General features: G+C 38.1%; 21 protein-coding genes, 1 pseudogene and 1 riboswitch. Of the genes and pseudogenes, 5 read left to right on the top strand and 17 right to left on the bottom strand.

Annotation, left to right across the window (positions count from 1 at the left end; translation table 11 throughout):
- Positions 1–18: 18 nt before the first annotated feature.
- The 12 genes and pseudogenes from ACIQ0C_RS12300 to ACIQ0C_RS12245 form a co-directional block, all read right to left on the bottom strand.
- Positions 19–1,698, bottom strand: a complete 1,680-nt coding sequence (locus ACIQ0C_RS12300) for a glycoside hydrolase family 13 protein (RefSeq protein WP_403060226.1) — start codon at positions 1,696–1,698, stop codon at positions 19–21.
- 83 nt (positions 1,699–1,781) lie between these two features.
- Positions 1,782–2,864: a Ger(x)C family spore germination protein gene (locus ACIQ0C_RS12295; protein ID WP_403060223.1), complete on the bottom strand. Its 1,083-nt coding sequence runs from the start codon at positions 2,862–2,864 to the stop codon at positions 1,782–1,784.
- Positions 2,861–3,961: a GerAB/ArcD/ProY family transporter gene (locus ACIQ0C_RS12290; protein WP_403060220.1), complete on the bottom strand. Its 1,101-nt coding sequence runs from the start codon at positions 3,959–3,961 to the stop codon at positions 2,861–2,863. Before ACIQ0C_RS12290 ends, ACIQ0C_RS12295 begins: the two co-directional genes overlap by 4 nt.
- A gap of 23 nt (positions 3,962–3,984) precedes the next feature.
- A complete protein-coding gene (locus ACIQ0C_RS12285) occupies positions 3,985–5,466 on the bottom strand; it encodes a spore germination protein (protein WP_403060217.1) in 1,482 nt (493 codons plus the stop codon).
- 183 nt (positions 5,467–5,649) lie between these two features.
- Complete coding sequence (locus ACIQ0C_RS12280; protein ID WP_403060214.1) at positions 5,650–6,174, bottom strand: YhcN/YlaJ family sporulation lipoprotein; 525 nt, start codon at positions 6,172–6,174, stop codon at positions 5,650–5,652.
- Between the two features lie 310 nt (positions 6,175–6,484).
- Positions 6,485–7,056, bottom strand: a pseudogene (locus ACIQ0C_RS12275) (ketose-bisphosphate aldolase); the annotation flags it as partial.
- Positions 7,057–7,165: 109 nt separating this feature from the next.
- Positions 7,166–7,675 (bottom strand): type 1 glutamine amidotransferase domain-containing protein, encoded by a 510-nt coding sequence (locus ACIQ0C_RS12270; protein ID WP_403060211.1) that lies wholly within the window; start codon positions 7,673–7,675, stop codon positions 7,166–7,168.
- 105 nt (positions 7,676–7,780) lie between these two features.
- On the bottom strand, positions 7,781–8,674 hold the full coding sequence (gene lsrF / locus ACIQ0C_RS12265) for a 3-hydroxy-5-phosphonooxypentane-2,4-dione thiolase (RefSeq protein ID WP_403060208.1): 894 nt from the start codon (positions 8,672–8,674) through the stop codon (positions 7,781–7,783).
- Positions 8,675–8,713: 39 nt separating this feature from the next.
- Complete coding sequence (lsrB, locus tag ACIQ0C_RS12260) at positions 8,714–9,796, bottom strand: autoinducer 2 ABC transporter substrate-binding protein LsrB (protein ID WP_403060205.1); 1,083 nt, start codon at positions 9,794–9,796, stop codon at positions 8,714–8,716.
- Positions 9,789–10,796, bottom strand: coding sequence for an ABC transporter permease (locus tag ACIQ0C_RS12255; RefSeq protein ID WP_403060202.1), 1,008 nt, complete (start codon positions 10,794–10,796; stop codon positions 9,789–9,791). Before ACIQ0C_RS12255 ends, lsrB begins: the two co-directional genes overlap by 8 nt.
- A gap of 7 nt (positions 10,797–10,803) precedes the next feature.
- Positions 10,804–11,805: an ABC transporter permease gene (locus tag ACIQ0C_RS12250; protein ID WP_403060199.1), complete on the bottom strand. Its 1,002-nt coding sequence runs from the start codon at positions 11,803–11,805 to the stop codon at positions 10,804–10,806.
- Positions 11,806–11,810: 5 nt separating this feature from the next.
- Positions 11,811–13,304 (bottom strand): sugar ABC transporter ATP-binding protein, encoded by a 1,494-nt coding sequence (locus ACIQ0C_RS12245; RefSeq protein WP_403060196.1) that lies wholly within the window; start codon positions 13,302–13,304, stop codon positions 11,811–11,813.
- A gap of 366 nt (positions 13,305–13,670) precedes the next feature.
- Between ACIQ0C_RS12245 and ACIQ0C_RS12240 the strand changes: the two genes are divergently transcribed.
- The 3 genes from ACIQ0C_RS12240 (at position 13,671) to ACIQ0C_RS12230 (ending at position 16,802) form a co-directional block, all read left to right on the top strand.
- A complete protein-coding gene (locus ACIQ0C_RS12240) occupies positions 13,671–14,588 on the top strand; it encodes a sugar-binding transcriptional regulator (RefSeq protein ID WP_403060193.1) in 918 nt (305 codons plus the stop codon).
- 44 nt (positions 14,589–14,632) lie between these two features.
- The gene (gene lsrK / locus ACIQ0C_RS12235; protein ID WP_403060190.1) at positions 14,633–16,198 is read left to right on the top strand and encodes an autoinducer-2 kinase; all 1,566 of its coding nucleotides are present in this window, start codon (positions 14,633–14,635) and stop codon (positions 16,196–16,198) included.
- 250 nt (positions 16,199–16,448) lie between these two features.
- Positions 16,449–16,802, top strand: a complete 354-nt coding sequence (locus tag ACIQ0C_RS12230) for a cupin domain-containing protein (protein WP_403060187.1) — start codon at positions 16,449–16,451, stop codon at positions 16,800–16,802.
- Between the two features lie 196 nt (positions 16,803–16,998).
- On the opposite strand, the gene ACIQ0C_RS12225 is transcribed toward ACIQ0C_RS12230, so the two are convergent.
- The 3 genes from ACIQ0C_RS12225 to ACIQ0C_RS12215 form a co-directional block, all read right to left on the bottom strand.
- Positions 16,999–17,298 carry a metallophosphoesterase family protein gene (locus tag ACIQ0C_RS12225; protein ID WP_403060184.1) on the bottom strand — a complete coding sequence of 100 codons (300 nt, stop codon included), beginning with the start codon at positions 17,296–17,298 and terminating at the stop codon, positions 16,999–17,001.
- A gap of 194 nt (positions 17,299–17,492) precedes the next feature.
- On the bottom strand, positions 17,493–17,795 hold the full coding sequence (locus ACIQ0C_RS12220; protein ID WP_403060181.1) for an SMR family transporter: 303 nt from the start codon (positions 17,793–17,795) through the stop codon (positions 17,493–17,495).
- 44 nt (positions 17,796–17,839) lie between these two features.
- Positions 17,840–17,938: riboswitch (guanidine-I (ykkC/yxkD leader) on the bottom strand.
- 41 nt (positions 17,939–17,979) lie between these two features.
- On the bottom strand, positions 17,980–18,309 hold the full coding sequence (locus tag ACIQ0C_RS12215) for a DUF948 domain-containing protein (RefSeq protein WP_402836018.1): 330 nt from the start codon (positions 18,307–18,309) through the stop codon (positions 17,980–17,982).
- A 118-nt stretch (positions 18,310–18,427) separates the two neighbouring features.
- Between ACIQ0C_RS12215 and ACIQ0C_RS12210 the strand changes: the two genes are divergently transcribed.
- Positions 18,428–18,607, top strand: coding sequence for a hypothetical protein (locus ACIQ0C_RS12210; protein ID WP_403060178.1), 180 nt, complete (start codon positions 18,428–18,430; stop codon positions 18,605–18,607).
- Between the two features lie 369 nt (positions 18,608–18,976).
- Positions 18,977–19,597 (top strand): RraA family protein, encoded by a 621-nt coding sequence (locus tag ACIQ0C_RS12205; protein WP_403060175.1) that lies wholly within the window; start codon positions 18,977–18,979, stop codon positions 19,595–19,597.
- A gap of 55 nt (positions 19,598–19,652) precedes the next feature.
- Here ACIQ0C_RS12205 and ltaS read toward each other — a convergent pair whose 3' ends face one another.
- Positions 19,653–21,620: a lipoteichoic acid synthase gene (gene ltaS / locus ACIQ0C_RS12200; RefSeq protein WP_403060172.1), complete on the bottom strand. Its 1,968-nt coding sequence runs from the start codon at positions 21,618–21,620 to the stop codon at positions 19,653–19,655.
- A gap of 1,078 nt (positions 21,621–22,698) precedes the next feature.
- The gene (locus ACIQ0C_RS12195; protein WP_483878362.1) at positions 22,699–23,643 is read right to left on the bottom strand and encodes a siderophore ABC transporter substrate-binding protein; all 945 of its coding nucleotides are present in this window, start codon (positions 23,641–23,643) and stop codon (positions 22,699–22,701) included.
- Between the last annotated feature and the right edge of the window lie 4 nt (positions 23,644–23,647).

Here is a 23,647-nt window from a genome sequence, read left to right as displayed (position 1 = left end):
GAAGGACAGGTCCTTTTTTCATTTCAAATGATAAACACGGCATTCATATGGTTGCAGGGGTTTGCTGGAGATTCCTTCTTCCTCCTGATCATAATTGCCGATCAGCTTTGTGGCAGCATATGCATGCAGCTCTTCAGGCAAAGTATAGGGAGCCTGCTCTTCTTTAAAGTTACATAGCACCAACAGCTTTTCTTCTTCCAACGATCTCGTGTAGGCAAATATTCGTTCATCATCCGGCAACAGCAGTTCAAAACGGCCATAAACGACGATTTCATGTTCCTTGCGTAATTGGATAAGCTTTTTATAAAAATGAAAAATGGAATTCGAATCATTGTAGGCCTTTTCTGCATTAATCTCGGGAAAATTGGGATTAACCTTAATCCAAGGAGTCCCTTTCGTGAATCCGGCGTTCCGGGAGTCATTCCACTGAATCGGTGTCCTCGCATTATCCCGGCTGCGGGCGTGGATGGCTGACATCATCCGCTCTTTTGACCAGCCATGAGAATTGACGAGTTCGTCATAAGAATTCAATGTTTCGATATCCCGGTATTCATCGATGCCCTCAAATGCAACATTGGTCATGCCAAGCTCTTCCCCTTGATATATATAAGGTGTACCTTGAAGCATATGAAGACAAGCGGCAAGCATCTTTGCGCTTTCAATACGATACTTTCCATCATTACCAAACCTTGAGACAACCCGGGGCTGATCATGGTTGTTCCAGTATAAACTGTTCCAGCCATCCCCCTCCAAACCAGTCTGCCACTTGGAGAGAATTCGCTTTAAATCGGTTAGCTTCCATTTATCGTTACTCCATTTCCCTTCTGGTCCCTTCCCCAAATCCATATGTTCGAATTGAAAGACCATATGTAGCTCACCACGACCTTTACCTGTGAACAATTGTGCTTCCTCCGGTGTGACGCCTGGCATCTCCCCAACCGTAATCACGTCATGTCCAGAAAGTGCCCGTTGATTGATTTCCTGCAAAAACTCATGTATGCGCGGGCCATTCAGGAAAAAGGGGCTTCCATCACCATACTGCTTCTCATGATGAACGGCTCCATCTGAATAGCTTTGATCTTTTGAAAGGAAGTTGATGACATCCATCCGGAAGCCATCGACACCCTTATCCAGCCACCAAGTCATAATGCTGTAGATTTCTTCACGGAGCTTAGGGTTCTCCCAGTTTAAATCCGGTTGTTTCCTGCTGAATAAATGTAAATAATATTCATCGGTTCCTTCATCATATTGCCATGCTGAACCTTTAAAAATGGACTCCCAATTATTTGGCTCTTTCCCATTCCTGCCAGGTTTCCAAATATAATAATCACGTTTCGGATTATCTCTTGAGGATCGGGATTCCTCGAACCACGGATGTTCATCTGAAGAATGGTTGACCACGAGGTCCATCATGATTTTCATTCCACGCTCATGAACTGCCTTCAACAACCTATCGAAATCAGACATGGTCCCGAATTCAGTCATGATTGATTTATAATCACTGATATCGTACCCATTGTCATCATTGGGAGATTGATAAACTGGGGATAGCCATATCACGTTCACACCCAACTCTTGTAAATAATCGAGCTTCATCAAGATCCCGTTTATATCCCCTATCCCATCGCCATCACTATCCATAAAACTCCTTGGATACACTTGATACACGACTGCCTCTTTCCACCATGCTTTGTCCATGCTTTTCCCCCTCTTTAGCGCATTGACACAATCATTACACCAATACCCTATTATAAAGGGGGAAACTCCAGAATATTCTATTTTTATTCAGCTATTCCCGTTTGAATCATTTCAATATCCAGATCGACCTCGATTGGAATATCGGGATATGCCTCCTCCCAATGTTTTTGGTCGAAATTTCTTGTTTTACTTTTAGCATGATCACCGAGTGCAATCGGATCTATATTGTTCTCCTGAAACATGGTTACCATCTCATTTAATTTTTTACCAATGACATGCTCGGCCCTGGCCTCTATTTTATTCAGGTCGACCGCTTTGCCCAAGTCATAGCCCTGGACCTCTAGCAGACTCGCTTTTAATTTCACATCAATCCTGACCTTGGGGTCTTGATTGGCATTCGAAATATGATAATGGACACGTGACTCCACGTTATTGATATCGGTAAAGTCATTTTCCTTCCACTTAATCTCATAACTCCCAAGCTTAAAGTTTTCACTAAGGACTTTATATAAAAAGCCGTCTTCATAAGGGATATATTTACCTATATAACGATCCTTTTTAAACAAAGCGATCCCCCTTACCCGTATTTGGTCTCCTGCAGTTTCCAATAAGGGCAAGACCGGATCGATTCCTTTACCATGGCACGCATATAAATACCTGTGAAGATCCACATCAGGCAAATTGGTCCTTATATTCTGTTCGATCAGCTCTTTCACTTGAACCCCTGGAGTTTTAATCAACTTTGGCTCCATTTTAACTACATCCTCCGCTTTGCCATGAACGACCGCTAAATACAAATCCCTTCCCACCATTGGGTCACGCCTATATGTATCGACATAATCATTCAACCCATTACTTGCCAATCCTTCACCATATAGAATGACTGTCAGTCTCCCGCCGACAATCGGGTATGGTGTTTTTGCATTTTCTTGCTGGCGGGCCGCCTTTATATCATGGGAGTTCGCTTCATATACTTCTTTACCCAGATCTGCTTCCTCCCCAGGCTGAGGAACGCTGACAACGACCGTACCTTTGATTTTTTTGCCTTCGGCATCATCATAACCTACGACTTCAGCAATTAATATATCTTCTAATATTTGCTTTTCCACGCCGCACGCCGCCACCAAAAAGCTCGCTAATGTTATCAAGAGAAGTTTGATTTTCATGATTTATGCCCCCTAACTTTATAGACGATCGACTGCCATATGAATAAGAGAGGAAGATATAAATAAACGATATAAAAACCAATTTGCGAACTGATCGTGTTAAACTTATCGATTCTATAGCGGTTATCCAAAAAAATGCAGGAAACTAAGATGGTAATCAGAATGAGAACCACCATCTTTTTCTGTCTGAATCCGAATACTCTTTTCGCTGTCCTGCTTGCTGCCCAAACCCCTATGCAAACATTCGGCAGCACCATGAACAGCCAAACGGAAATCCCTATGTATTCGAACCTTTCAATGAATGGAAGGTCTACAATTTTCCATAACGTCAAAGTTGCCCAAATTACATCTTTCAGCTGATCTTGATGATAGTAGGCCAACGAAACAATTATGGATACTAAATATATCACCATAGTAAACAACGCCCCTAAGTGGGCCCATTTTTGAGATTTTTCACGATTTTTAATGAAAGGATAATAAATGAGGAGTAATTCAAAACCAAGGTAATTCAGGGTCATTTTCTTACAGGCCTTCATGATGTCCAAAAAGGAATGATCAAGAAACGGACCCAAATTTTCAAAGTGGGCATACTTCAATGGAAAATAATTCAAAAGGAATAATGGCGATCCGATAATAAGCCCGATTATGCAAAAACCGGTAATGACCCTGAAACCTCCCTCCACAAAGTTATACACAAGAATAAGAATGATGGTTATTAGCATCAGGACATTGACACCAGGGAACATCCAAACCTGAATGACTTCTAAATAAGTCCTGATAAGAATGATGGAAATCATTATAAAGTAGAGGATGAATAAAATATTGAAAGCATTTCCGACCCATTTGCCAAACAAATCCTTATGGATGGCAACCAAATCAAGTGTCTGGGGGCCCCTGCCTAAAAGCTTGAAACACATCCAAAGCAGAACATTTATGATCAACCCTGATATCAGGACCGCTATCCATGCGTCTTGGCCAGCCTCTTTCGCTATGATCCGTTCAAACCCCAATATCCCTACTCCTATCTGCATGCCTGGCATGAGGAAAAAAACAAAAAATGGAGATATTAGTTTAGTTTCATTTGGTTTGACTTCCATGCCATCTCACCGCTTTCTACACCTTATTCATCAATATCATTATGGGAGTTTCGCATTTTTGCCTCCTTCCTTATCCTTAGTGAATTTTCCGTCCGCAGAAATTGCGGGCGTTTTTTCTGCTTTGAAAAAGGGAGGCGAATCAGACTATCTTTAAAGTCATGAATTCTTAACGGGTAAAGCGGGTCTAAATAAGGACTGCCAAGCGAAGTCAATTTCAATAAATGACTTAATATGAATGCACTGCATAAAGCTATTCCAAACAGCCCGTATAACTGGGCTGCAATTAGAAAAGGAAAGCGGATAAGGCGAATCGTATTGCTGATTTGGTAAATCGGCACTGTAAATGAAGCCAAGGCAGCCAAAGCGACAAGCATCAGCAAGACATTACTGACAAATCCCGCTTCCACAGCGGCTGTACCGATGACTATACCGCCGACAATGCCGATGGTAGAGCCAACCTTAGCAGGCAGCCTGACCGCCGCTTCCCTCAGCAATTCGATCGTCCCTTCCAGCACAATCGCTTCCAAGATTGGCGGAAAAGGAATCACTCCCCTGGATGATATTAAGATTGGCAGCAAATCCGTTGGAATCACTTGATAATGATAGGTTAAAACGGCCACATACAGAGGGGAAGACAAAACGGAAAACAGCACGGCGAAAAGCCGAATCAAACGGAATGAAGTACCGAGATTCCAAATTTGAAAATAATCTTCAAATGATGAGAAGAATGAGATGATGGTATTGGGACCAACCAATGCATGAGGAGATCCATCCAGCATGATGCCTATTTTCCCTTCCGATAATACACTGGCCAGATGATCAGGCCGCTCCGTATCAATCAGTTGCGGAAACATCGAATTCCGATTATCCGTGATCATCTGGCTTACAAACGATATATCGACGATCGTATCATATTCTATATCTTCTATTCTCTGTATGACTGTCTTAATGATCTGTTGATTTACCACCCCATCTATGTAGAGTACCGCTATCCTTGTTTGCGAGATGCTCCCGACCCTAAATTCCTTGGACTGCAAATCAGGGGTGGGCAACCGGTTGCGAATCAGATTCAAATTCGAATCAAGCGATTCAACAAAGGCCTCCTTGGACCCAACGACAGTATACTCCGACTCGGGTGTGGAAATTTGCCTTTTCACACTGTGAACACATGGAATGAGCAAACACATTTCATCATCTTGCTTGTATTGAATCATGATCGATCCTGCCAAAACCAACCTTTGAATGTCTTTTAGATCAGCCGTCAATTTCATATCTTCCATCGGAATATCGCCTTTTAGTTGCTTAAGGACCTTCTTTGGTTGATTCGACATGACTGCCAATACTTGTTCATGGAGCTGTTGTGCACTAACCAGTGAATTGAAGTAGGAGATGATATAGCCATCGTCATTCGGGAATTGGAAGGTAAGAAAATCATTAGATGCTTTAAACTTTTTAAGGAGTTCCTTAAAATCCTTGGAAGTAACCTGGAAGGATACTGGATCCATTTCCCTCCTGCCCTTAAATAACCTCACCATCCCACCCCCATTACAAAATTTTTAGTTCATTCGATTATTGTAACCACCCTATTTAAAGTTAGTCATGATCCACAGATATCTTTAAAATAGGAAAAGACCTATCCGGAATCCACCGGATAAGTCTTTACATCTTAATTCTTTGATGATTACCTATTACCTCGGACTTGGAAAAATCCGTGTTACAAGTTCACGGAACTCTTCAGCAAATCCTTCAACGGGTTTTCCATTCTCGATATCATTCGCATACCCTTCCATTCTTTGAACAAAGTCCGGATTTGCCGACACATAAACTTGGTCTACAGATGGATCGGCTTCCCTTACTGTATCAGCAACCCTTTCTTTAAGGTCATTCGAGATATCCTTTTCCCCGCCGTCTTTTAATACTGCCCCTACATAGGCATTATTTTCAGTCACGATGACATTTGCATTATTAACTTCCTTCAAGGTTTCAACTCGATTTGAGATATCCTCGGAGACCCTCATACCGTTTATGCCATTATCATTATTAACATTATTAACATTTTGCCTTGTGTCGTTTACATTCATCGGATTATCTAAATTATCCTGATGAGTACGATTCAGGCCAAGATTTTCATTGGCACCTTCGTTATCATTAGTTGCACAACCTGTAATCACTAAAACCATCATCAAACTTGATACTATCGCTTTATAGTTCATATTCTTCACTCCTCAAAAATCATTTAACATTACTATTTGCGAGGAGTGGGTAGATTATTCAGAAGAAGTGACCTTCAAGCCGATAATTCCAACCAAAATAAAACCGACGAATACCAATCGCATCGCATCCTTAGGCTCGTTAAATACGATGATGCCTACCAGAATGTTACTGCACTAGTAATTTAGTGAATCTGAAATTCTTTTTCCTTCAATTTTTAAAATGGCCCAGGCTGTTTCTTTTCCCTTAACAAAGCTCTTTGAAACATTATTGTGAAACAAGATTATTCGGGTGGTGACAGTGGCACTCTATTTATAAAGCTTTACCTGAAGAACCAAATAAGCGTATTTTACCAATAACCGTTTCTTTCACCGCTTCACGACCAAGACTTACATATTTGCTAGCATCGTATACTTCAGGATCTTGATTTAATATGTCTCTAACAGTTTTTGTAAACGCAAGATGATTATCTGCATTCACATTAATTTTTGCAGTTCCTAACGAAATAGATTTTTTTATTTGTTCAGTAGGAAGGCCTGAAGCACCGTGTAAAACTAAGGGTATACCAATTGTTTGACTAATCTCTTTCATTTCTTCAAAACCTAGTTTTGGTTCTCCTTTGTAAGGGCCATGAACAGATCCAAGTGCTGGAGCTAAAAGGTCAATACCAGTGAGTTTAACTAACATCTCACAATCCTTTGGATCTGCATAGATAGAACCTTCTGAGATTACATCATCTTCTTTCCCACCTTACTTCCTACCTCAGCTTCAACCGATACTCCACGTTCATGAGCGTATTCAACTACCTGCTCGGTTAACTTCACATTTTCTGCAAATGTTAAACGGGATGCGTCTATCATAACCGAAGTAAACCCAGCATCAATGTATTTTTATTTGACATAACATGCAGAACAACTAATAACCAGACTTAATATCATGGAAATAACTACTAAAAAAACCATTCTTACTACTATACCTTGTTTCTATTCATTCTTAATTCAGCTTAGCTAAAATTTCTCTAATAAAAGCTGGCTCATCATTCGGAGTCCTTGAAGTAATTATGTTTTGACTTACGACAACTTCTTCATCAAGGTATTTTGCTCCACTATTTATTACGTCATCACGAATACCTTTATAACATGTAATTTCTTTACCGTTAAGGATATCCGCACTTATCATGACTTGTGGGCCGTGACAGATTCCAGCTATCACTTTCGATTTATTATGCAGACCCTTAACGAAATCAACTGTATCCTGATTAACTCTTAAATCTTCTGGTGCACTGCCACCAGGTATTATAACAGCATCAAAGTCATTTGCGTCAGCTTCACCAGCTGCTAATTCAGTTTGATAAGAGACTGTATTTTTCTTCCCTTTGTATACAACACCTCTTGCATTACCGATAATTACAGTTTCATGACCCGCTTTCTTAATTTCTTCATAAGGGTTTTTCATTTCGGAATCCTCGAAATCTGATGCTAGTAGAAAAGCTACTTTTGCCATTTTTATAACCTCCAAGAGATAAAATTCCAAAAAAAGAAAGCCTCTACCCTATATATATTAGTAGAAGCTTTATATGAACCTTTAGACTGAACTCTCTTTTTATAATTAAACTTCCCCGCTAACATTCGTTAGATGCAGGAAAAATTCATAAGCCTCATTATCTGAGTATCCTTCATGCACGACTTTAGCAACAGCTTGAATCATTTCTTCTGGATATGCCGATTGGAAAATATTCCTACCCATATCAACTCCTGCAGCGCCACCTTGAATGGAGTTATATGCTAAAGCTAGTGCATCTTTCTCATGAATTTTTTTACCGCCAGCAACTACTAGTGGTACTGGACAAGCTGCAGCTACTTTTTCAAAATCATCACAATAATATGTTTTAACAATTTGAACTCCAAATTCAGCTAGCATTCTTGTAGCCAATAAGAAAAATTGAGGAGTCCGTTCCATGTCCTTTCCAACAGCTACAACACCCATTGTAGGAATAGAATATTTTGAACCTAGGTTAATCGCTTTATTTAATTCTTCGATTGTTTCTTTTTGTCCATCAGCACCAATAAAAGTTTGAATAGCTATTGCGCTTGCATTCATCTTAATTGCATCATCTATATCTACAACCATGGATTCGTGACTTAAATCATCTTGCAAAATGCTCGAACCTGATGATGCTCTTAAAGCAATTGATTTATTAAATGTCGGTGGTACACTACTTCTGATTGCACCTCTAGTTCCCATCAGACAATCAGCATAATTTGCTAACTTAGGAATTAGAATATCTAATCTTTCTAGCCCAGATGTTGGTCCCATGAAGTAACCATGATCAAATGCTAGCATTACTGTTTTCCCAGTTACTGGGTTGAAAATTCTTGATAATCTATCCTTCATTCCCCAATCATAATTAGCAGCACCCTTTACATGAAAATTACCATTATTAGCAAATTCTATCTCACTCGAAAAGTCTTTCGCCGCTTTGTTTCCTATATTATCCGCCATTCTGATCTCCCTTTCTTTACTATACTCTAATAATAATTATTAAAAATCGTAGTCGTTTGTATTTTCTTTCGTGAATACTATTCTTTCAGGCAATATGATGATACCAGAGTCTTCTGCTTCGTAATCATAGCCTTGAACTGTGTTAGGCTCTACTTTTACTTCTCCAAGCTCAGGGACATCAATAGTACCTCCAACTTTTAATTCATTTCCTTGTGCTAAATGATACGCAATATAAACGGCAAGTGCACCTTGATCTTTAACATCCCATAAACCATGATTTTCAATTATTTCATTTTCAATATATTGTCTCATTGAATTAGGAGAAGCAAATCCAGTAATAACCACATCTTCCTTGTTTAAACCTTTATTTTGTGCTGCCTGTGCCATAGCAGGAAGAGCAGTTGAATCAGGACAGATGATTACATCAATATCAGGATAGGTATCTAAGATACTTTCTCCCTTTTGTAGAGATACCTGTTCGTTTCCTTCCCCGAATTGCTTTGTTACAATTTCCCAATTTGGATATTTTTCAGCAATATACTTTTCAGCATAATCAACCCATGAATTTTGGTCTGGAACAGTTGGACTTGAGTAGAACCAAGCAACTTGTTGTGGCTCATCAGGATTTTCAAGTTGTTCTGCAGCCATGTCAACAAGCATAGCACCCAAAATGTCAGGTGTTCCTTGATTTATATAGGCTGATCTATATTTTGGATCAACATCTGAATCCCAAGTGACAACTTTAATTCCAGCATCTAATGCTTTTTGTAATGCTTGATTTAATCCATCTGAAGAAACAGACGAAATAGCTATTGCATCAGCACCACTATTAACTGCACTATTAATAATTTGCACTTGATTTGCAACTGTTCCTTCAGGGGCACCATCATACTTAACATTAAAACCAATTTTTTCAGCCATTTCCTGTGCACCGTCATTCCCAGATTCAAAGAAAGCATTCCCTGTCATTTTTGGGATGAAGACTACTTCAATATCGCTCGCATCTTTTTCTCCCTTTTCTCCATCAGTACTGCTTCCAGCATCCTCGCTATTACAAGCTGCTAATAACATTGCTGAAATTGCCAGACCAGTGAATACTTTGAAAAATTTTGATTTACGCATTCAGATTACCTCCTCTATCTTTCTTAAAATTCAGTAACCTTCTAACATTCAACTTAAATTTTTGACCTCCCATAAATGCTACTGAAATAATCAAGAGCATCCCTGTTGCTAGTCCTATATATTGTGTTTGGACCCCTCCCATTTGCAATCCTAGTTTTAAGAAACCAATGATTATGCTTGCAAGTGCAGTCCCGACAACACCCCCTTTACCACCTGTTATTAATGTTCCCCCTAATACAACAGCAGTTAAGATTGGCATTAAATATTCAGTGCCAAAATCTGCTCTAGAACTACCCAAATATGAAGTTAAAATAATCCCTGCTATGCCTGCACTTAGCCCTGATAATATATATGTACTAGTAATTATTTTCCTCGTATTGATTCCAGAGTACTCTGCAGAATTTTGGTTAATTCCAGTTAAATAAATGTATCTTCCATATCGCGTCCAATGAAGTAGCACGTAAGCAATTAACAGCATGACAACAAAAATGATAACCGAATGCGGGACGACCCATAATTTACCATTCGTTAGGTTGATAAACCTTTGTGAAAATCCGGAAATCCCTTCATAAGTACTTGCTCCAGACATTCCAACCAAAACTAAAGCAATACCGCTATATAAAAGCATCCCTCCAAGCGTTATGACCATCGCTTGAACCCTTGCATAAGCAATTAGAACGCCATTCAGTAAACCACATAATCCACCAGCTAATACTGCAAGAAGAGCTGCACCCCACATATTCATTCCGTAAACTTGAGACAGAATACCCGTTACCACAGATGTTAATCCGATAATGGATCCACCAGATATATCGATACCTCCAGTAATGATGACAAAAGTAACGAAGAAGGCAATGATTGCGATCCCTACAAAATCGTTAAAGCTATTTAATAGAATTTTCATATTCCAAAATCTCGGGTTAATCAGACCAAAGATCATGATTTCTGCAAGTAAAGTAGTCAATAAGACTAAGTTCCATTTGGGTATTTTTTTTAACATCCTAATCTCACACCTCCTCCTTGTAGTTTAGAATCCTTGCATTTAATCTAACCTTTCTTGTTCTATTGTTAGCTCGGCGTGCAATTAGGACATCAGCAACAACAATGATAATTAATAAGGAACCTGAAATAGCGGAATTCCAGAATGCAGGGACCTTCAAGAATACTAAAGCAGAGTTGATGGAACTCATGATAATCGCTCCAATTGATGCCCCTATAACGGACCCAATACCTCCGCTTAAGGATACTCCCCCAAGAACTGCTGCAGCGATTACAATCATTTCGATCCCCAATCCAGCAGTAGTTGAAATAAAGCCAATTTGGCTGGCAAATATTAGCCCAGCAATGGAAGCTGAAACACCGGAAATGACAAAAGCAATAACTTTGTATCGATTAACAGGTATTCCAATTAATACGGCACCATCCTCATTATCACCAATCGCAGCGAAGTACCTTCCTTTTTTACTATTAGATAAGTAAAAGTGAGCGAGAATAACTGCTAAAATGATAATGATCGTCAATACATTTATTCCGAACACATTCATCTGTGAAATGTGTTTGAAGTTGCCTGGAAGATTCTCAACCCACTTTCCATTTGTAAAAATCACGTGGGTTACCCTGACAATTTCAAGCATACCAAGGGTCATAATAAATGAAGAGATTTTTAATTTAGTCACTCCTAATCCATTGATTAATCCAATAACAGCACCTATTGTGATCGCTATTATTACAGCCAGGAAAATACCCCCACCATCTCTAAGAACAACTCCACTAACTGAAGCACTTAGACCTAATACTGCACCGATAGAGATATCGATTTCGCCAGTCAATAAAACAAATGTCATCCCTACTGCAAGCACGATATAAAGCAAACTATTCTTTGCCGCATTGTGTATGTTTCCTGAAGAAATAAAATCAGAGTTAACTAAACCTACAATCGCAAACAGCAAAACTAAGAATACTAGCGTTCTAAATTCTCGATGCTTTGTCATACTTTTGACTTTAGACATGTCTTTCACTTCCTTCTATAAGTGCCAAAAGCCGCGCTCATCACATTAGTTGCATTTATCTCATCAAATCCTAAACAAACATTACAGGTTCCCCGATAAATGGCATATATTCGGTCACTAATTCTTTCAATTTCCTCCAAATCTGATGAAATGAGTAATATGGAGTATCCCTGTTCTTTTAATTGAGTAATGATGGAATAAATATCACTTCTGGCAGCTGCGTCAATTCCTCTTGTTGGTTCATCCATGATGATGATTTGTGGATTTGTTGATAAAATTCTTGCTATAACAACCTTTTGCTGATTTCCTCCAGATAAGGATTTAACCTCTTCATCCTGGCTGCTGATTTTAATACTCAATTTGTTAACATACTCATCCGTAATATCTTTTTCAAATTTTTTATCAATGAAAAATCGGCGTTTTTTTATTACTTGTGCTGTAACATTACTACTTATAGAACTTATAGAAAAAATCCCGTTCAAAAATCTGTCTTCAGGTATATAAGCTAAACCGTTTTCAATTGTTTCACTAGCAGATAAATCTGTGATATCTTTTCCATTCAAGTAGATTTTTCCGCTTTGGACTTTATTCATTCCATAAATGGCCTCTGCAATCTCTGTTCTTCCAGCTCCAACAAGACCAGCTAGACCCACTACTTCTCCCTTATATACATCAAAGCTAATATCTTTGAAGCCGTCCCCACCTAATTTTTGTACCTTAAGAATGGGTTCTTCCTTACTTCGATCCAGAAATTCCTTTTTAAATGTTTCGTTTCCACACCGTTCGCTATCCAAAGGTAATAATCCCTTGATTAACATTTCCTTTGTAAAATCATTTATCTTTCCTTTAAGAGTCACTTTTCCATCTCGCAATATAACAGCATGTGTTGAAATTCGAAAAACTTCATCTAATCTATGAGTTATATAAAATATTCCTACACCAGAGGATTTTAATTGTTCGATTAACTTAAACAAAGACTCCGTTTCAGCAAACGTTAATGAAGAAGTTGGTTCATCCAATATGAGAACCTTCGCATCTCTTAGGAGTCCCTTAATAATCTCCACTTGCTGCTGCTCTGCTATTGATAAGGAAATGGCAAATCTATTTAAATCTAGATTCCAACCTAATTGTTCAATTAACCTTCTTGCTTGCTCTCTTACTTCAACTTTATTCTTACTAAATCCAATCGTTAGATTTTGCTCGACAGTCATATTTGGAAATAGCAACGGTTCTTGTGGAACCAAATAAATTCCTTTACTATGGGCGATCGAAGGATTAAAATGAACGACCTTTTCCCCATTAATTTCTATACTTCCTTCATCCGCTTTATAAACTCCAGTAAGGATCTTCATCAACGTACTCTTTCCAGCTCCATTACCACCTATAATCGAAATCACTTCTGACTCGCTGATTTCTAGAGAAACACCCTTTAACACTTTATTTTGATTAAATGACTTCTGGATATTTTCAAATTTCACTAGCTGTCTTAATACTTCCATAAAAGACCCTCCATACTTTCTCAAAATATGTCTATGTATGTAGTTTAAACAACTCTGGTTTGTAACCGCTTTCTCAAGGATACTTCAGTATAATTTAATACATTTTATTAAGTAAGCATCACTTTATTCACATTTTAACTATTTTGATCATTCAGGAAATACGATTAATTTTTTTAGTGATAATAAATTTCAAAACTGAATATTCATAAAAACGGCTTAAAATATACGTTTATTCTTATTCTCCCGCTATGACAAAATCGTTAACAATTTATATTTATCTTGTTATTATTTTTAATTTTTTCAAAACAAATATTTATAGATGAATATTTTGTTTAAATCCAAATAATGATAAAAGAGTGATGAAAAATGACATATGAGAATGACTTAATCGTAAAAATTGCTTGGCAGTATTATATTGAAGGATTGACTCAAAATGAAATCTCTAAATCTCTAAACCTATCTAGAACGAAGGTGATTAAATACCTCGAAAAAGCCAAAACAAACAATGTTATACAATTCAAAATTAACTTAGAAGAATTGGATAATCTGACGATCCAAAATAAGATTAAAGAAAAATACAATTTGAAGGATATTTATATTGTCCCAACCTCCCATGACAATACAGTTGACAGTCTTACAATTGCTGCTGCCCAATACATTGAAGATCGAATTACAAGCGACACAATGATAAGTATAGGTTACGGAGAAGCAGTATCGAAAACCCTGGGACACTTACAAATATCAACTAAATATAAAATTACTTTTGTATCTTTGTCTGGCGGCGTAAAGTTCTACATGCCCACAGCAATAGATACAAGATCCGATTACTATACGAATCCAAATTATAATCACTACATTGTTCCCACTCCCCTACTCGTATCTTCAAAAGATATTGCAGATCATTTGCTAGAGGAAAAACCGGTAAAAAAAATATTAGAAATGATTCCTTATTCGAATATTACTGTAATAGGAATTGGTGCTCTTAATGATCGTGCGACTTTAGTTAAAGAAGGATACCTAAATGCGAATGATTTTGAAATTTTAAAAACAAAGGGCGCTGTTGGCGATTTACTAAGCCAGTTTTACGACATAAATGGTCATGTTCTAGATTTAGATTTTCATAAAAAGCTGATTAGTACTGAAATTGATGCATTAAAATCACTTAATCATGTTGTGGCAGTTGCAGGAGGCCTTGATAAAAAGGATGCAATAATAGGTGCACTTAAGGGGGGATACATAGATGTACTAATTACTGATGAATTGGTAGCTCAAAGTTTGGTTTAGGGAGAACTTAAATGATTCAGTAAATCATTGAAAGGAAGGTAATTATGGAAAAATACCTAATGGCTATAGATGCTGGAACCGGCAGTGTTAGAGTAATCTTATTTAATACATTAGGCCAGGAATTGTGTGTCGCTCAATCTGAATGGACGCATAAAGAGGATAAGAGATATCCAGGATCAATGGATTTTGATATTAATCAAAATATCAAAATCATTACTGAACTAATAAAGGAAACCATTACAAAAAGCAAAGTAGCTCCAAAAGATATTATCTCTATATCAACCACAAGTATGAGAGAAGCGATTGTCTTATATGACGAAGAAGGAAAAGAATTATGGGCTTGTGCAAACGTAGATTCGCGGTCAAATGATGAAGTTTATAATCTTTATAGCATAAGCGATTCAATAGAATTTGATCTTTATAAGGTATCAGGTCAAACATTTTCCCTAGGAGCTATTCCAAGGATCCTTTGGATAAAAAATAATCTGCCTGAGACTTATAAAAAAATGAAGTATGTCACCATGCTCAATGACTGGATTACCTATCGTTTATCGGATGTCATTTCAGTAGAACCTTCAAACGGCTGTACAACCGGGCTATTTGATATTAAAGAAAGAGTTTGGGACTCTGAATTAGCCAACAAAGTAAATCTTAGGGAGGACATTTTTCCAATTGTTCATGAAAGTGGAACAGTTATTGGAAATGTCACCAAAAAAATGGCAACGCTTACAGGTTTAAGTCCAGAAACTTTAGTTGTTGCGGGTGGTGGAGATGCCCAGTTAGGATGCATTGGTGTTGGAGTTGTCAACGAAGGAGGTGCAGCCGTTTTTGGGGGGAGTTTTTGGCAATACGAATATACCACGAATCATGTTGAAATCGATGACGAATGTAGAGTAAGAATTAATTGCCATGCTGTACCCGATACTTGGCAGTATGAAGCAATTGCATTCTTCCCCGGTTTAGTAATGAGATGGTATAGAGATTGTTTCTGTGAGCTTGAAAGGTATCTTCAAAATGAAACAGGAGAAAGTATTTATTCACAAATGGAAAAACGAGCACGTAACATACCAGCTGGCAGCTACGGTATGCTATGTACATTTTCCAATATAATGAACTATAAGTCTTGGAAACATGCAGCCCCAAGCTTTATCAATTACAAACTGGACTCAGAGAAATTTAATAAAGCAAGCTTTTACAGATCTATTATGGAAAATGCCGCCTTTGTAACAAAAGGAAATATTGAATTGGTTAATGAAATAACAAATACATCTCCTGAGTCCATTATTTTTGCCGGTGGTGCATCAAAAAGCGATTTATGGTGTCAAATTGTTTCCGATGTACTTAACAAACCATTAAGAGTCCCAGTAGTTAGAGAATCAACTGCTCTTGGTGCTGCTATTTGTGCCGGAGTAGGTGCCAAAGTTTATGACGATTTCCATGATGCGATTTTAAAAGTAATTAAATTCGAAAAAACGTATTATCCAAATCACGAGAATAACGTAGTTTATGAAGATCTATATAAAAAGTGGAAAGATATTTACAAAAAACAACTAGAATTAGCAGACAACGATTTAACAGAACATATGTGGATAGCACCTGGATTAAAATAAAGGCTGTTTCGCATACTTTGTTAAATGATATTTACACGATGATCAAGGGTTGATTTCCGTTGCAGGTACTCGCTTTCCGCGGGCGGTCTCAGGAGCCTCCTCAGTGCTTTGCACTTTCGGGGTTCCTCAACACGCTTCTCCTACAGGAGTCTCACATATCCGTTACAATCAACATCAGCTCGAATTTGTTACTTGCAAAAACAACAAACTCTACGAAAAGAGCCAAAATAAATGATATGGAGTGATTACAATGACAATTGTTAACGAGAATGAAAGAGAATATAGATTTGGAGATAGCGGTCCAAAATATCTTTTAAAAGGACCAAGAATGAATTTTGGAATTGTTGTTTTAAAGCCCGGACAAGATTTCCCTGCCCATTATCATAATATCATGGAAGAAAACTTCTTTATCCTCGAAGGAGAATTAGAAATACATATTGAAAATGAAGTTTTCACATGTAAAAAGGGAGATTTTATCCATGTTGAACCAAAAAAAGTTCATTATTTAATAAATAAAGGGAATACGGACTTTAAAGCTGCCTTTATGCTTTCTCCTTACCAAGAAAAAGATAAAGTTGAAGTAGATTATAAACCAACTGTTTAACTTTTTGAAGTGGTCAAATGTGCGGGGAAAATGATCTTTCGAAGTCCATCATCACTACTTATGTATAAATGAATAAGGTTATAAAGAATAACTGACACTTAAGTGATTGCTCGTTTCAAGAGAACGTGGCGAAAGATTAATTTCCTCTTTTTTTCAAATGTCTAAACTAACACAAATATTGGTTTGGCTATTTTTTTCATAATTTCAAGAATATTCTGTCGGGCTTCTTTTTTGTATTTTCCATGTCCTCTTTTAACCATGCGGCTTGAGCTTTCATGGAGTCACTGCCAAATTCGGGATTCAACATAGCGAAGTGTATATCCCCATAGTCGAACGAATATACCCATTCCCTCTCGCCTTCAGGGCCAATTTCGGGATTCTCAAAAAATGATTTAAAATGATTTTCCCCTTCGCCATACACATCATGATTTCCAAGAACCCTATGCATTGCGTGTTTGCAGACAATCCTTCGATGGCATCTAAGAACATTTCCCATTGTTCCATTTTAGTGCCATCATCGACAATATCCCCTGAATGAAGCAGGAATCTTGCTTTAGGATATTTGTTACTGATTGTTCAAAAATAGTTCCATATAATTCATTTCCTGCTTGATCTGCAGCTTGAGAATCGGTTGTGAAAAGGAACGTAAACGGTTTGCTATTCCTAGGGTCTGTTGTGAATGTATAGGCTTCAGACCAACCGGCTGAACCTTCCTACACGGTAAGTATAGGATGTATTCGGGGTTAATCCTTCCATGATGGCTTCATGAATTCTCATTTCACCTGCCCCAAGAGCCCCTATTCCGGTCCAAATTGCATACGCTGTTCCCATTGGCAGGGTTTTTATCGCCGAGGACAAAAAATAAAAACTAATAACCATGCCAGCGATCGTTATGACAGAAGGTAATAATTTCGTAAAACCCTCGGTATACTTTAAACTTGTCGCCCATACCACTTCAAATAATCCTGCAATCACCAAATGAATCCAAGCCATCTTTTCCCCTCCAATTACAGAAGCCCGGGAGGTCATAAATCATAACCTCCCGGGCTTTTTTCCCTCCGTGTACGCAGATTCCTGCGCGTTTCTCTTGGACCATTCCGGTAACGTTCAACCGAGGAACCCTAGAAACATATTATTTCCATACTATATCATGTTCATTTCAGGATCGGTCAAACAGTTATGCATCGCTTCTGTTTCTATGCTTCCACTTGTCACCTTTTATTGTAAACCAAATATTTTTAAAGGGTTCAGGTATTTCTTTAGCCGCCTCAACCGTATATTGTACGGCCTCTTTTTTATACTGAACATCATCAGTGATTTCTTGCTGTGTCATGGCGAGTTGGTCCGTTTCCGATTTAATCTGGTCCGTTTTTGCCTGGAGGCGTGTAACGGTTTCAGTCACATTTTCAATTGTCGGTTTGGAATCCTTAAATGTTTTAAAAGCAAAAAACGCTAAATAAATAATCGATCCGATAAAGAGGGCAAGACTAATATATACAATGACCACCTAGATTCCTCCTTTTATTTTACCTTTACTATACCCGTAATAATTGAGCAGAAAACGAATCCCCATGTATTTTCTTTTATGCCTGGTCATATTATTGAAAGTAAAAGGAGGAATGAAAATGAATCAAATGCCTCTGCTTAAAGCCTGTATTAAAGCTGGAATCCACTTCATTAGACATATGACCATACAGCAGGCTGCCACTATTGCAGGAATCATTTTTTTAATCATTCATCCAGAAGTTTTCAGCCCCCTTTGGCTTACATTGGCAACATCCGTCTTGATTCTGCTCCTGCTTTGAAGATCGTTATTGACCTCCCGCACACTGGCTGAGTAATATGGATTTCTTCGCTGACATCCCCATCCAGATCAGGAAAACACCAAAGATATGCAACATCAAACTGCCATGGAGACCCTACCATTAATTTTGCTAGGACTGCTCCTATGCAGGTATTTCAACCTCTTCATAACGAAGATCTATAAAGTTTAATCAATCGATTGATTAAAACGGAATTTGATTTGAACCCCCTTGTGACACTGAACTTCCCTCCCCCTTCAGATATTGATTACACTACATTTACCATTTTATCAAACGGAAAACTATTAGAAAATTGCAAAATTTGTGTATAATTAGGCTATATTCATTAACTCTTAAGGAGGAATCATAGTCATGGATAATCTTATTCAACAGTTCAGGAATTTGCCCACCACGGCGATTTCAGATGCAATGGAAGGTTTGAGTAATCTGGATTCGGCAATAAAACCCTTAAAGGAAGAATTTCGTATGGCCGGACGAGCTTTGACCGTACAGATTCCCGTCGGTGATAATTCAGCCGTGTTAAAAGCAATCGGCGAAGCCAAGCCTGGGGATATAATAGTCGTTGACAGCAAGGGGGATACATACCGGGCTATAGCAGGAGACTTTGTTGTCGGCATGATGCAGACCATGGAAATTGGCGGCCTCGTAGTCGATGGGGTCATTCGCGATCTTGAAGCCATTAAAGAATTGAATTTTCCTGTGTTCAGCAAAGGGACTACTGTTGCCGCTAGCGGCAAGGCAGGTGTAGGCGAAACCAATGTGCCCATTTCCTGTGGAGGTGTCACCGTATTTCCAGGGGACATCATCATAGGGGACATGGATGGAGTCGTGGCCGTGCCGCAAGCCAAGGGTGAAGAAATCCTGGTCAAAGCAAAAGATAAAATCCTGAAAGACGAACAACGTGCTGAAAAATATGCAGGGAAGCCTGATGAAATCAGAAAGTATATTGCCATGATGACCAATAAAGGATGACACATATAAAAAACAGGCAGGAAGCGATGGCTTCCTGCCTGTACTTTCATTAGCCTTATTTATCGTTCTTATCTTCCTCAGAACCTTCTTCATCATATGTGTAATCATAATCAGCAGGATCAATCGGTTTAAAGCCATTTGGAGTATAGAAACGGAGTAAGTCGCCGTTCACTACTTGGTCGGATAAATTGAGCATCGTTTCAGCTCTCGTTTTATAATTGAGGATGTCATCATTTTCCTCGACCAATTCTCCTGTTTTAGTATCGTAGTATTTCCCTTTAATGGAAGTGACATCCGGTGTTACAAAATCACCATTCCTGAAAGGTACCACTTCATTATGATCTTTTGACAATAAATCGGAACCGAATTGTACATAATCTTTAGATTCAATTCCTAACAGATGCAATAAAGTCGGGAGAAGGTCAATCTGTCCTCCGTATTGGTGCATTTCCCCGCCTTCAACACCTGGAACATGAATCAATAATGGTACACGTTGCAATTGGGCATTCTCAAATGCGCCAACATCCTTGCCAAGAACTTTTGACATGGCTTCTTTATGGTTTTCGGAAATACCATAGTGATCACCATACATAACGATTACCGAGTTATCATATAGACCGGATTCCTTCAGATAATCGAAAAACTCTTTAAGCGCCTCATCGGCATAGCGTGCAGTTTGGAAGTAACTATCAACGGAAGCATCGCCTGTCGTATGCTTACCGATTGTTGCTTTTTCCTGGTCCATTGAATATGGGAAATGATGGGATACCGTTATGAATTTTGTATAGAAAGGCTGTTTAAGCGTTTCTAACATCGGAATCGATTCCTTAAAGAAAGGCTTATCCATCAACCCATAACTTAGTACTTCCTCTTTATTTTCCATATTATAATGGTTTGCATCGAAGAACTGATTAAAACCAAGAGACTTATACATATTATCCCGGTTCCAGAAAGATTTGTAATTACCATGGAACACAGCAGATGTGTATCCTTGTTGTCCTAAAATAGCTGGTGCTGCTTGATACGTATTTTGGGAACGGTTTGTGAATGCTGCCCCCTGTGGTAAACCGAACAGGGAATTTTCAAGCATGAATTCGGCATCCGCTGTTTTACCTTGGCCTACTTGATGGAAGAAATTATCAAAGTGCATGAAATCTGACTTATCTGCTGCAAGTGAGTTCAAAAATGGAGTTACTTCTTCCCCATTCAACTTATAATCGATAAGGAAATTCTGCATCGATTCCAAATGCAGGTAAATGACATTCTTGCCTTTGGCTGCACCAAAATACTTAGGATTCGGTTCAGCGCTTGTTGCCTTCGTATAGTTGACGACTTCGGCGATATCCGTGCTGTTTGCAGTCGCACGCTGAGCGTATGTTTTAGTATTCTGAACGGCATCATAAACCGTATAGTTGAACATGCCCAAGTATTTGACGATATAGTTCCGGTCGAATGTTCTTGATAATAATTGCGGGCGATCCTTTTCAGCAAGTCCCAAATTGATGGCGAAAATTGCTAATCCCGCAAGGTAGACCATTCCAACTGTACGGCGTTTGACTTTGAAGTCTTCCACTTTAAAGTCTTTGAATCTGTACAACACGATCAAAAGAACCGTATCAAGGAAATAAAATACATCATGGCCTTTAAATAATTCTAAAATACTCGGTCCCAAATCCCCGGCATTTTGCACTTGCGTCAAGGTTGGCAATGTAATGAAATCGGTAAATGACCGGTAGTATACAATATTGAAGAATAACCATAAGGACATCAATAGGTTCAACCTGATGATCCATTTAAACGATTTTTTGCCTCTAGCCAATAGTGCCAAGGCAAAGAATAAAATGGCTGAACTAATCGGATTTATGAACAGTAAGAACTGTTGCAGGCCATTTTCAAGACCTAAGTTAAATTCAATTCGATATCCAATATAAGTTTTTATCCAAAACAAGACTACCGCAATAAAGAAAAAGCCTAGTATGTTATCTGCAAATAAATGCCGGCTTTTTTTAAGAAAATTATTCATGCTTTCACCTCTATTAATCTAGTGGTTTATTTATATAAATTTTTACAAACTTACAAAAGACGGAAAATCGGAAACCTTATAATAGCATTCTTTCACTTGGATAGTCAAGATTGTGAAAAACCACCTTTTGTCACATCCATAACTCTTATATCCAGAACACTTCTTTAGCTTATGAACAAGCCTTCGAAAAAATAACAGAGTTTCGCCCGTCTCGAATGTTCAGCGCACCTATAACAAATATATAGGAACTCCATGTCTTATTCCAATAAATATTACCGTAATTTTTGGGTGTGACTGCAGATGACAGTCACTAAATATTTTCACGTCCTTCAGGCTTTTACCATTATAAACGACTCTTTATAAAAAAACCAGTGCATTACAAAATATGTAAAAATATAAATCTTCAATTATTGAAAGCTATGGATATATCCAGGATTTTTTTCCCGATAATTCGACAGTTGAAAATGGATTGCCGGTTACATGGATGCTTTTCTCAACCGACTTCGAAACCCCGTATCAGTAAAAGTTTTACCCGTTCATTATTACGTCCTGCCGCACTTGAATTCCATAAAATAACAAATGGATTACGCGTAGTATCGACATCATTCCCCTCCGGCTTTTTTGATCAGCTTTTTTCAAATAATTTTTCCTGAAAATTAATGAACCCCGAATTCTTCCCTACAATTTGAAGTGAAGATCATATTATTTTTATCATCCATAAAAGATTCAATTTACCAAATTTAACATAAATTACGATTTCAAAATCCCTCCTGGAACCGGAAAGGATGAAAAAGACTTTATAATAGGAAGAAACTGAATTTTTTCATTTTGGCTGAAGAGCCATATTTCTACGATTGCAGCCTATATAAGCCATAGCAGCGGCAACAGGTGGAATATAGATCTTGTCCTTTCCCATTCCCTTAATTGGATTGTGGGCGCCTTATTATAAGCTTACCTGTGTTTTGCAGGAGTTCTTCCGTCCCCTTTGTTAGTATATTTGTTTCATCCAGCTTTATTATAAAAATAAAAAAATCCTGCCACTCGATCGAGGACAGGATTTTCATTAATCATATTTATATTACTTAATGCCTTCTGATACTTCTTTAACCATAGCGTCAACAGATTCTAAACCGCCGCCTGATAAGTACCAGTAGTTAGGGTCTAGATAAATGATGTTACCTTCTTTAAATGCCTTTGTATTTTTTACAATGTCATTTTCAATCGTTTCTTTCGCTGCAGCTCCATCACCAGCAACCGCATCTCTATCTACAACGAATAGGTAGTCAGGATTTTTTTCAGCAATGTATTCGAAAGAAATACTTTGACCATGTGTCGATACTTCCAATTTATCATCTGCTGCAGGTACTCCGAAAACATCATGGATGATTCCAAATCTTGAATCTGGTCCGTAAGCACTTACTTTTCCGCCGCTGGCAAGAACGATTAAACCAGTTTTATCAGTTGGAGCTTTTTCTTTCAAAGCATTAATGTTTTCTTCTACACTTGCCAATTCTTTAGCTGCTTCGTCTTTTTTATCGAAGATTTTACCCAAAAGTGTTACGTTTTCTTCAAAGGATTCCATATACTTTGTTGTATCTACACCCACAAAAACAGTAGGGGCAATTTTGCTTAATTCTTTATATGCCTCAGATTGACGGCCAGAAATAAGGATTAAGTCAGGAGCAATTTCGTTGATTTTTTCGAAGTCAGGCTCTTTTAATCCACCGGCATTTTCAGTTGTACCTTCATATTTAGAAAGGTATTCTGGAAGACCATCATGTGGAACAGCTGCTACTTCGACACCCAATTTATCAAGAGTATCGAGAGTACCCATATCGAATACAACGACTTTTTCAGGGTTTGTTTTCACTTTCGTTTCGCCTAGTTGGTGCTTAACCGTAATTTCTTCGCTTTTAGCACTTTCTTTTTTCGCGCTTGATTCTTCTTTTTCCTTATCTGATCCACAAGCTACAGCCACTACAGCCAGCATTGCAACCAAAAGCAGTAAGGATAATTTCTTAATCATT

Source organism: Peribacillus sp. NPDC096448, assembly GCF_044762675.1.
GTDB lineage: Bacteria > Bacillota > Bacilli > Bacillales > DSM-1321 > Peribacillus > Peribacillus frigoritolerans_B.
Note: the sequence above shows the minus strand (reverse complement) of the source record. Positions and strands in the feature narration are given on the sequence as shown.

Excerpts from the sequence above, each read along its gene's own strand:
- ACIQ0C_RS12300 (WP_403060226.1), bottom strand. The coding sequence starts at position 1,698 with ATGGACAAAGCATGGTGGAAAGAGGCAGTCGTGTATCAAGTGTATCCA.
- ACIQ0C_RS12295 (WP_403060223.1), bottom strand. The coding sequence starts at position 2,864 with ATGAAAATCAAACTTCTCTTGATAACATTAGCGAGCTTTTTGGTGGCG.
- ACIQ0C_RS12290 (WP_403060220.1), bottom strand. The coding sequence starts at position 3,961 with ATGGAAGTCAAACCAAATGAAACTAAACTAATATCTCCATTTTTTGTT.
- ACIQ0C_RS12285 (WP_403060217.1), bottom strand. The coding sequence starts at position 5,466 with ATGGATCCAGTATCCTTCCAGGTTACTTCCAAGGATTTTAAGGAACTC.
- ACIQ0C_RS12280 (WP_403060214.1), bottom strand. The coding sequence starts at position 6,174 with ATGAACTATAAAGCGATAGTATCAAGTTTGATGATGGTTTTAGTGATT.
- ACIQ0C_RS12270 (WP_403060211.1), bottom strand. The coding sequence starts at position 7,675 with ATGGCAAAAGTAGCTTTTCTACTAGCATCAGATTTCGAGGATTCCGAA.
- lsrF (WP_403060208.1), bottom strand. The coding sequence starts at position 8,674 with ATGGCGGATAATATAGGAAACAAAGCGGCGAAAGACTTTTCGAGTGAG.
- lsrB (WP_403060205.1), bottom strand. The coding sequence starts at position 9,796 with ATGCGTAAATCAAAATTTTTCAAAGTATTCACTGGTCTGGCAATTTCA.
- ACIQ0C_RS12255 (WP_403060202.1), bottom strand. The coding sequence starts at position 10,796 with ATGTTAAAAAAAATACCCAAATGGAACTTAGTCTTATTGACTACTTTA.
- ACIQ0C_RS12250 (WP_403060199.1), bottom strand. The coding sequence starts at position 11,805 with ATGTCTAAAGTCAAAAGTATGACAAAGCATCGAGAATTTAGAACGCTA.
- ACIQ0C_RS12245 (WP_403060196.1), bottom strand. The coding sequence starts at position 13,304 with ATGGAAGTATTAAGACAGCTAGTGAAATTTGAAAATATCCAGAAGTCA.
- ACIQ0C_RS12240 (WP_403060193.1), top strand. The coding sequence starts at position 13,671 with ATGACATATGAGAATGACTTAATCGTAAAAATTGCTTGGCAGTATTAT.
- lsrK (WP_403060190.1), top strand. The coding sequence starts at position 14,633 with ATGGAAAAATACCTAATGGCTATAGATGCTGGAACCGGCAGTGTTAGA.
- ACIQ0C_RS12230 (WP_403060187.1), top strand. The coding sequence starts at position 16,449 with ATGACAATTGTTAACGAGAATGAAAGAGAATATAGATTTGGAGATAGC.
- ACIQ0C_RS12225 (WP_403060184.1), bottom strand. The coding sequence starts at position 17,298 with ATGGGAAATGTTCTTAGATGCCATCGAAGGATTGTCTGCAAACACGCA.
- ACIQ0C_RS12220 (WP_403060181.1), bottom strand. The coding sequence starts at position 17,795 with ATGGCTTGGATTCATTTGGTGATTGCAGGATTATTTGAAGTGGTATGG.
- ACIQ0C_RS12210 (WP_403060178.1), top strand. The coding sequence starts at position 18,428 with ATGAATCAAATGCCTCTGCTTAAAGCCTGTATTAAAGCTGGAATCCAC.
- ACIQ0C_RS12205 (WP_403060175.1), top strand. The coding sequence starts at position 18,977 with ATGGATAATCTTATTCAACAGTTCAGGAATTTGCCCACCACGGCGATT.
- ltaS (WP_403060172.1), bottom strand. The coding sequence starts at position 21,620 with ATGAATAATTTTCTTAAAAAAAGCCGGCATTTATTTGCAGATAACATA.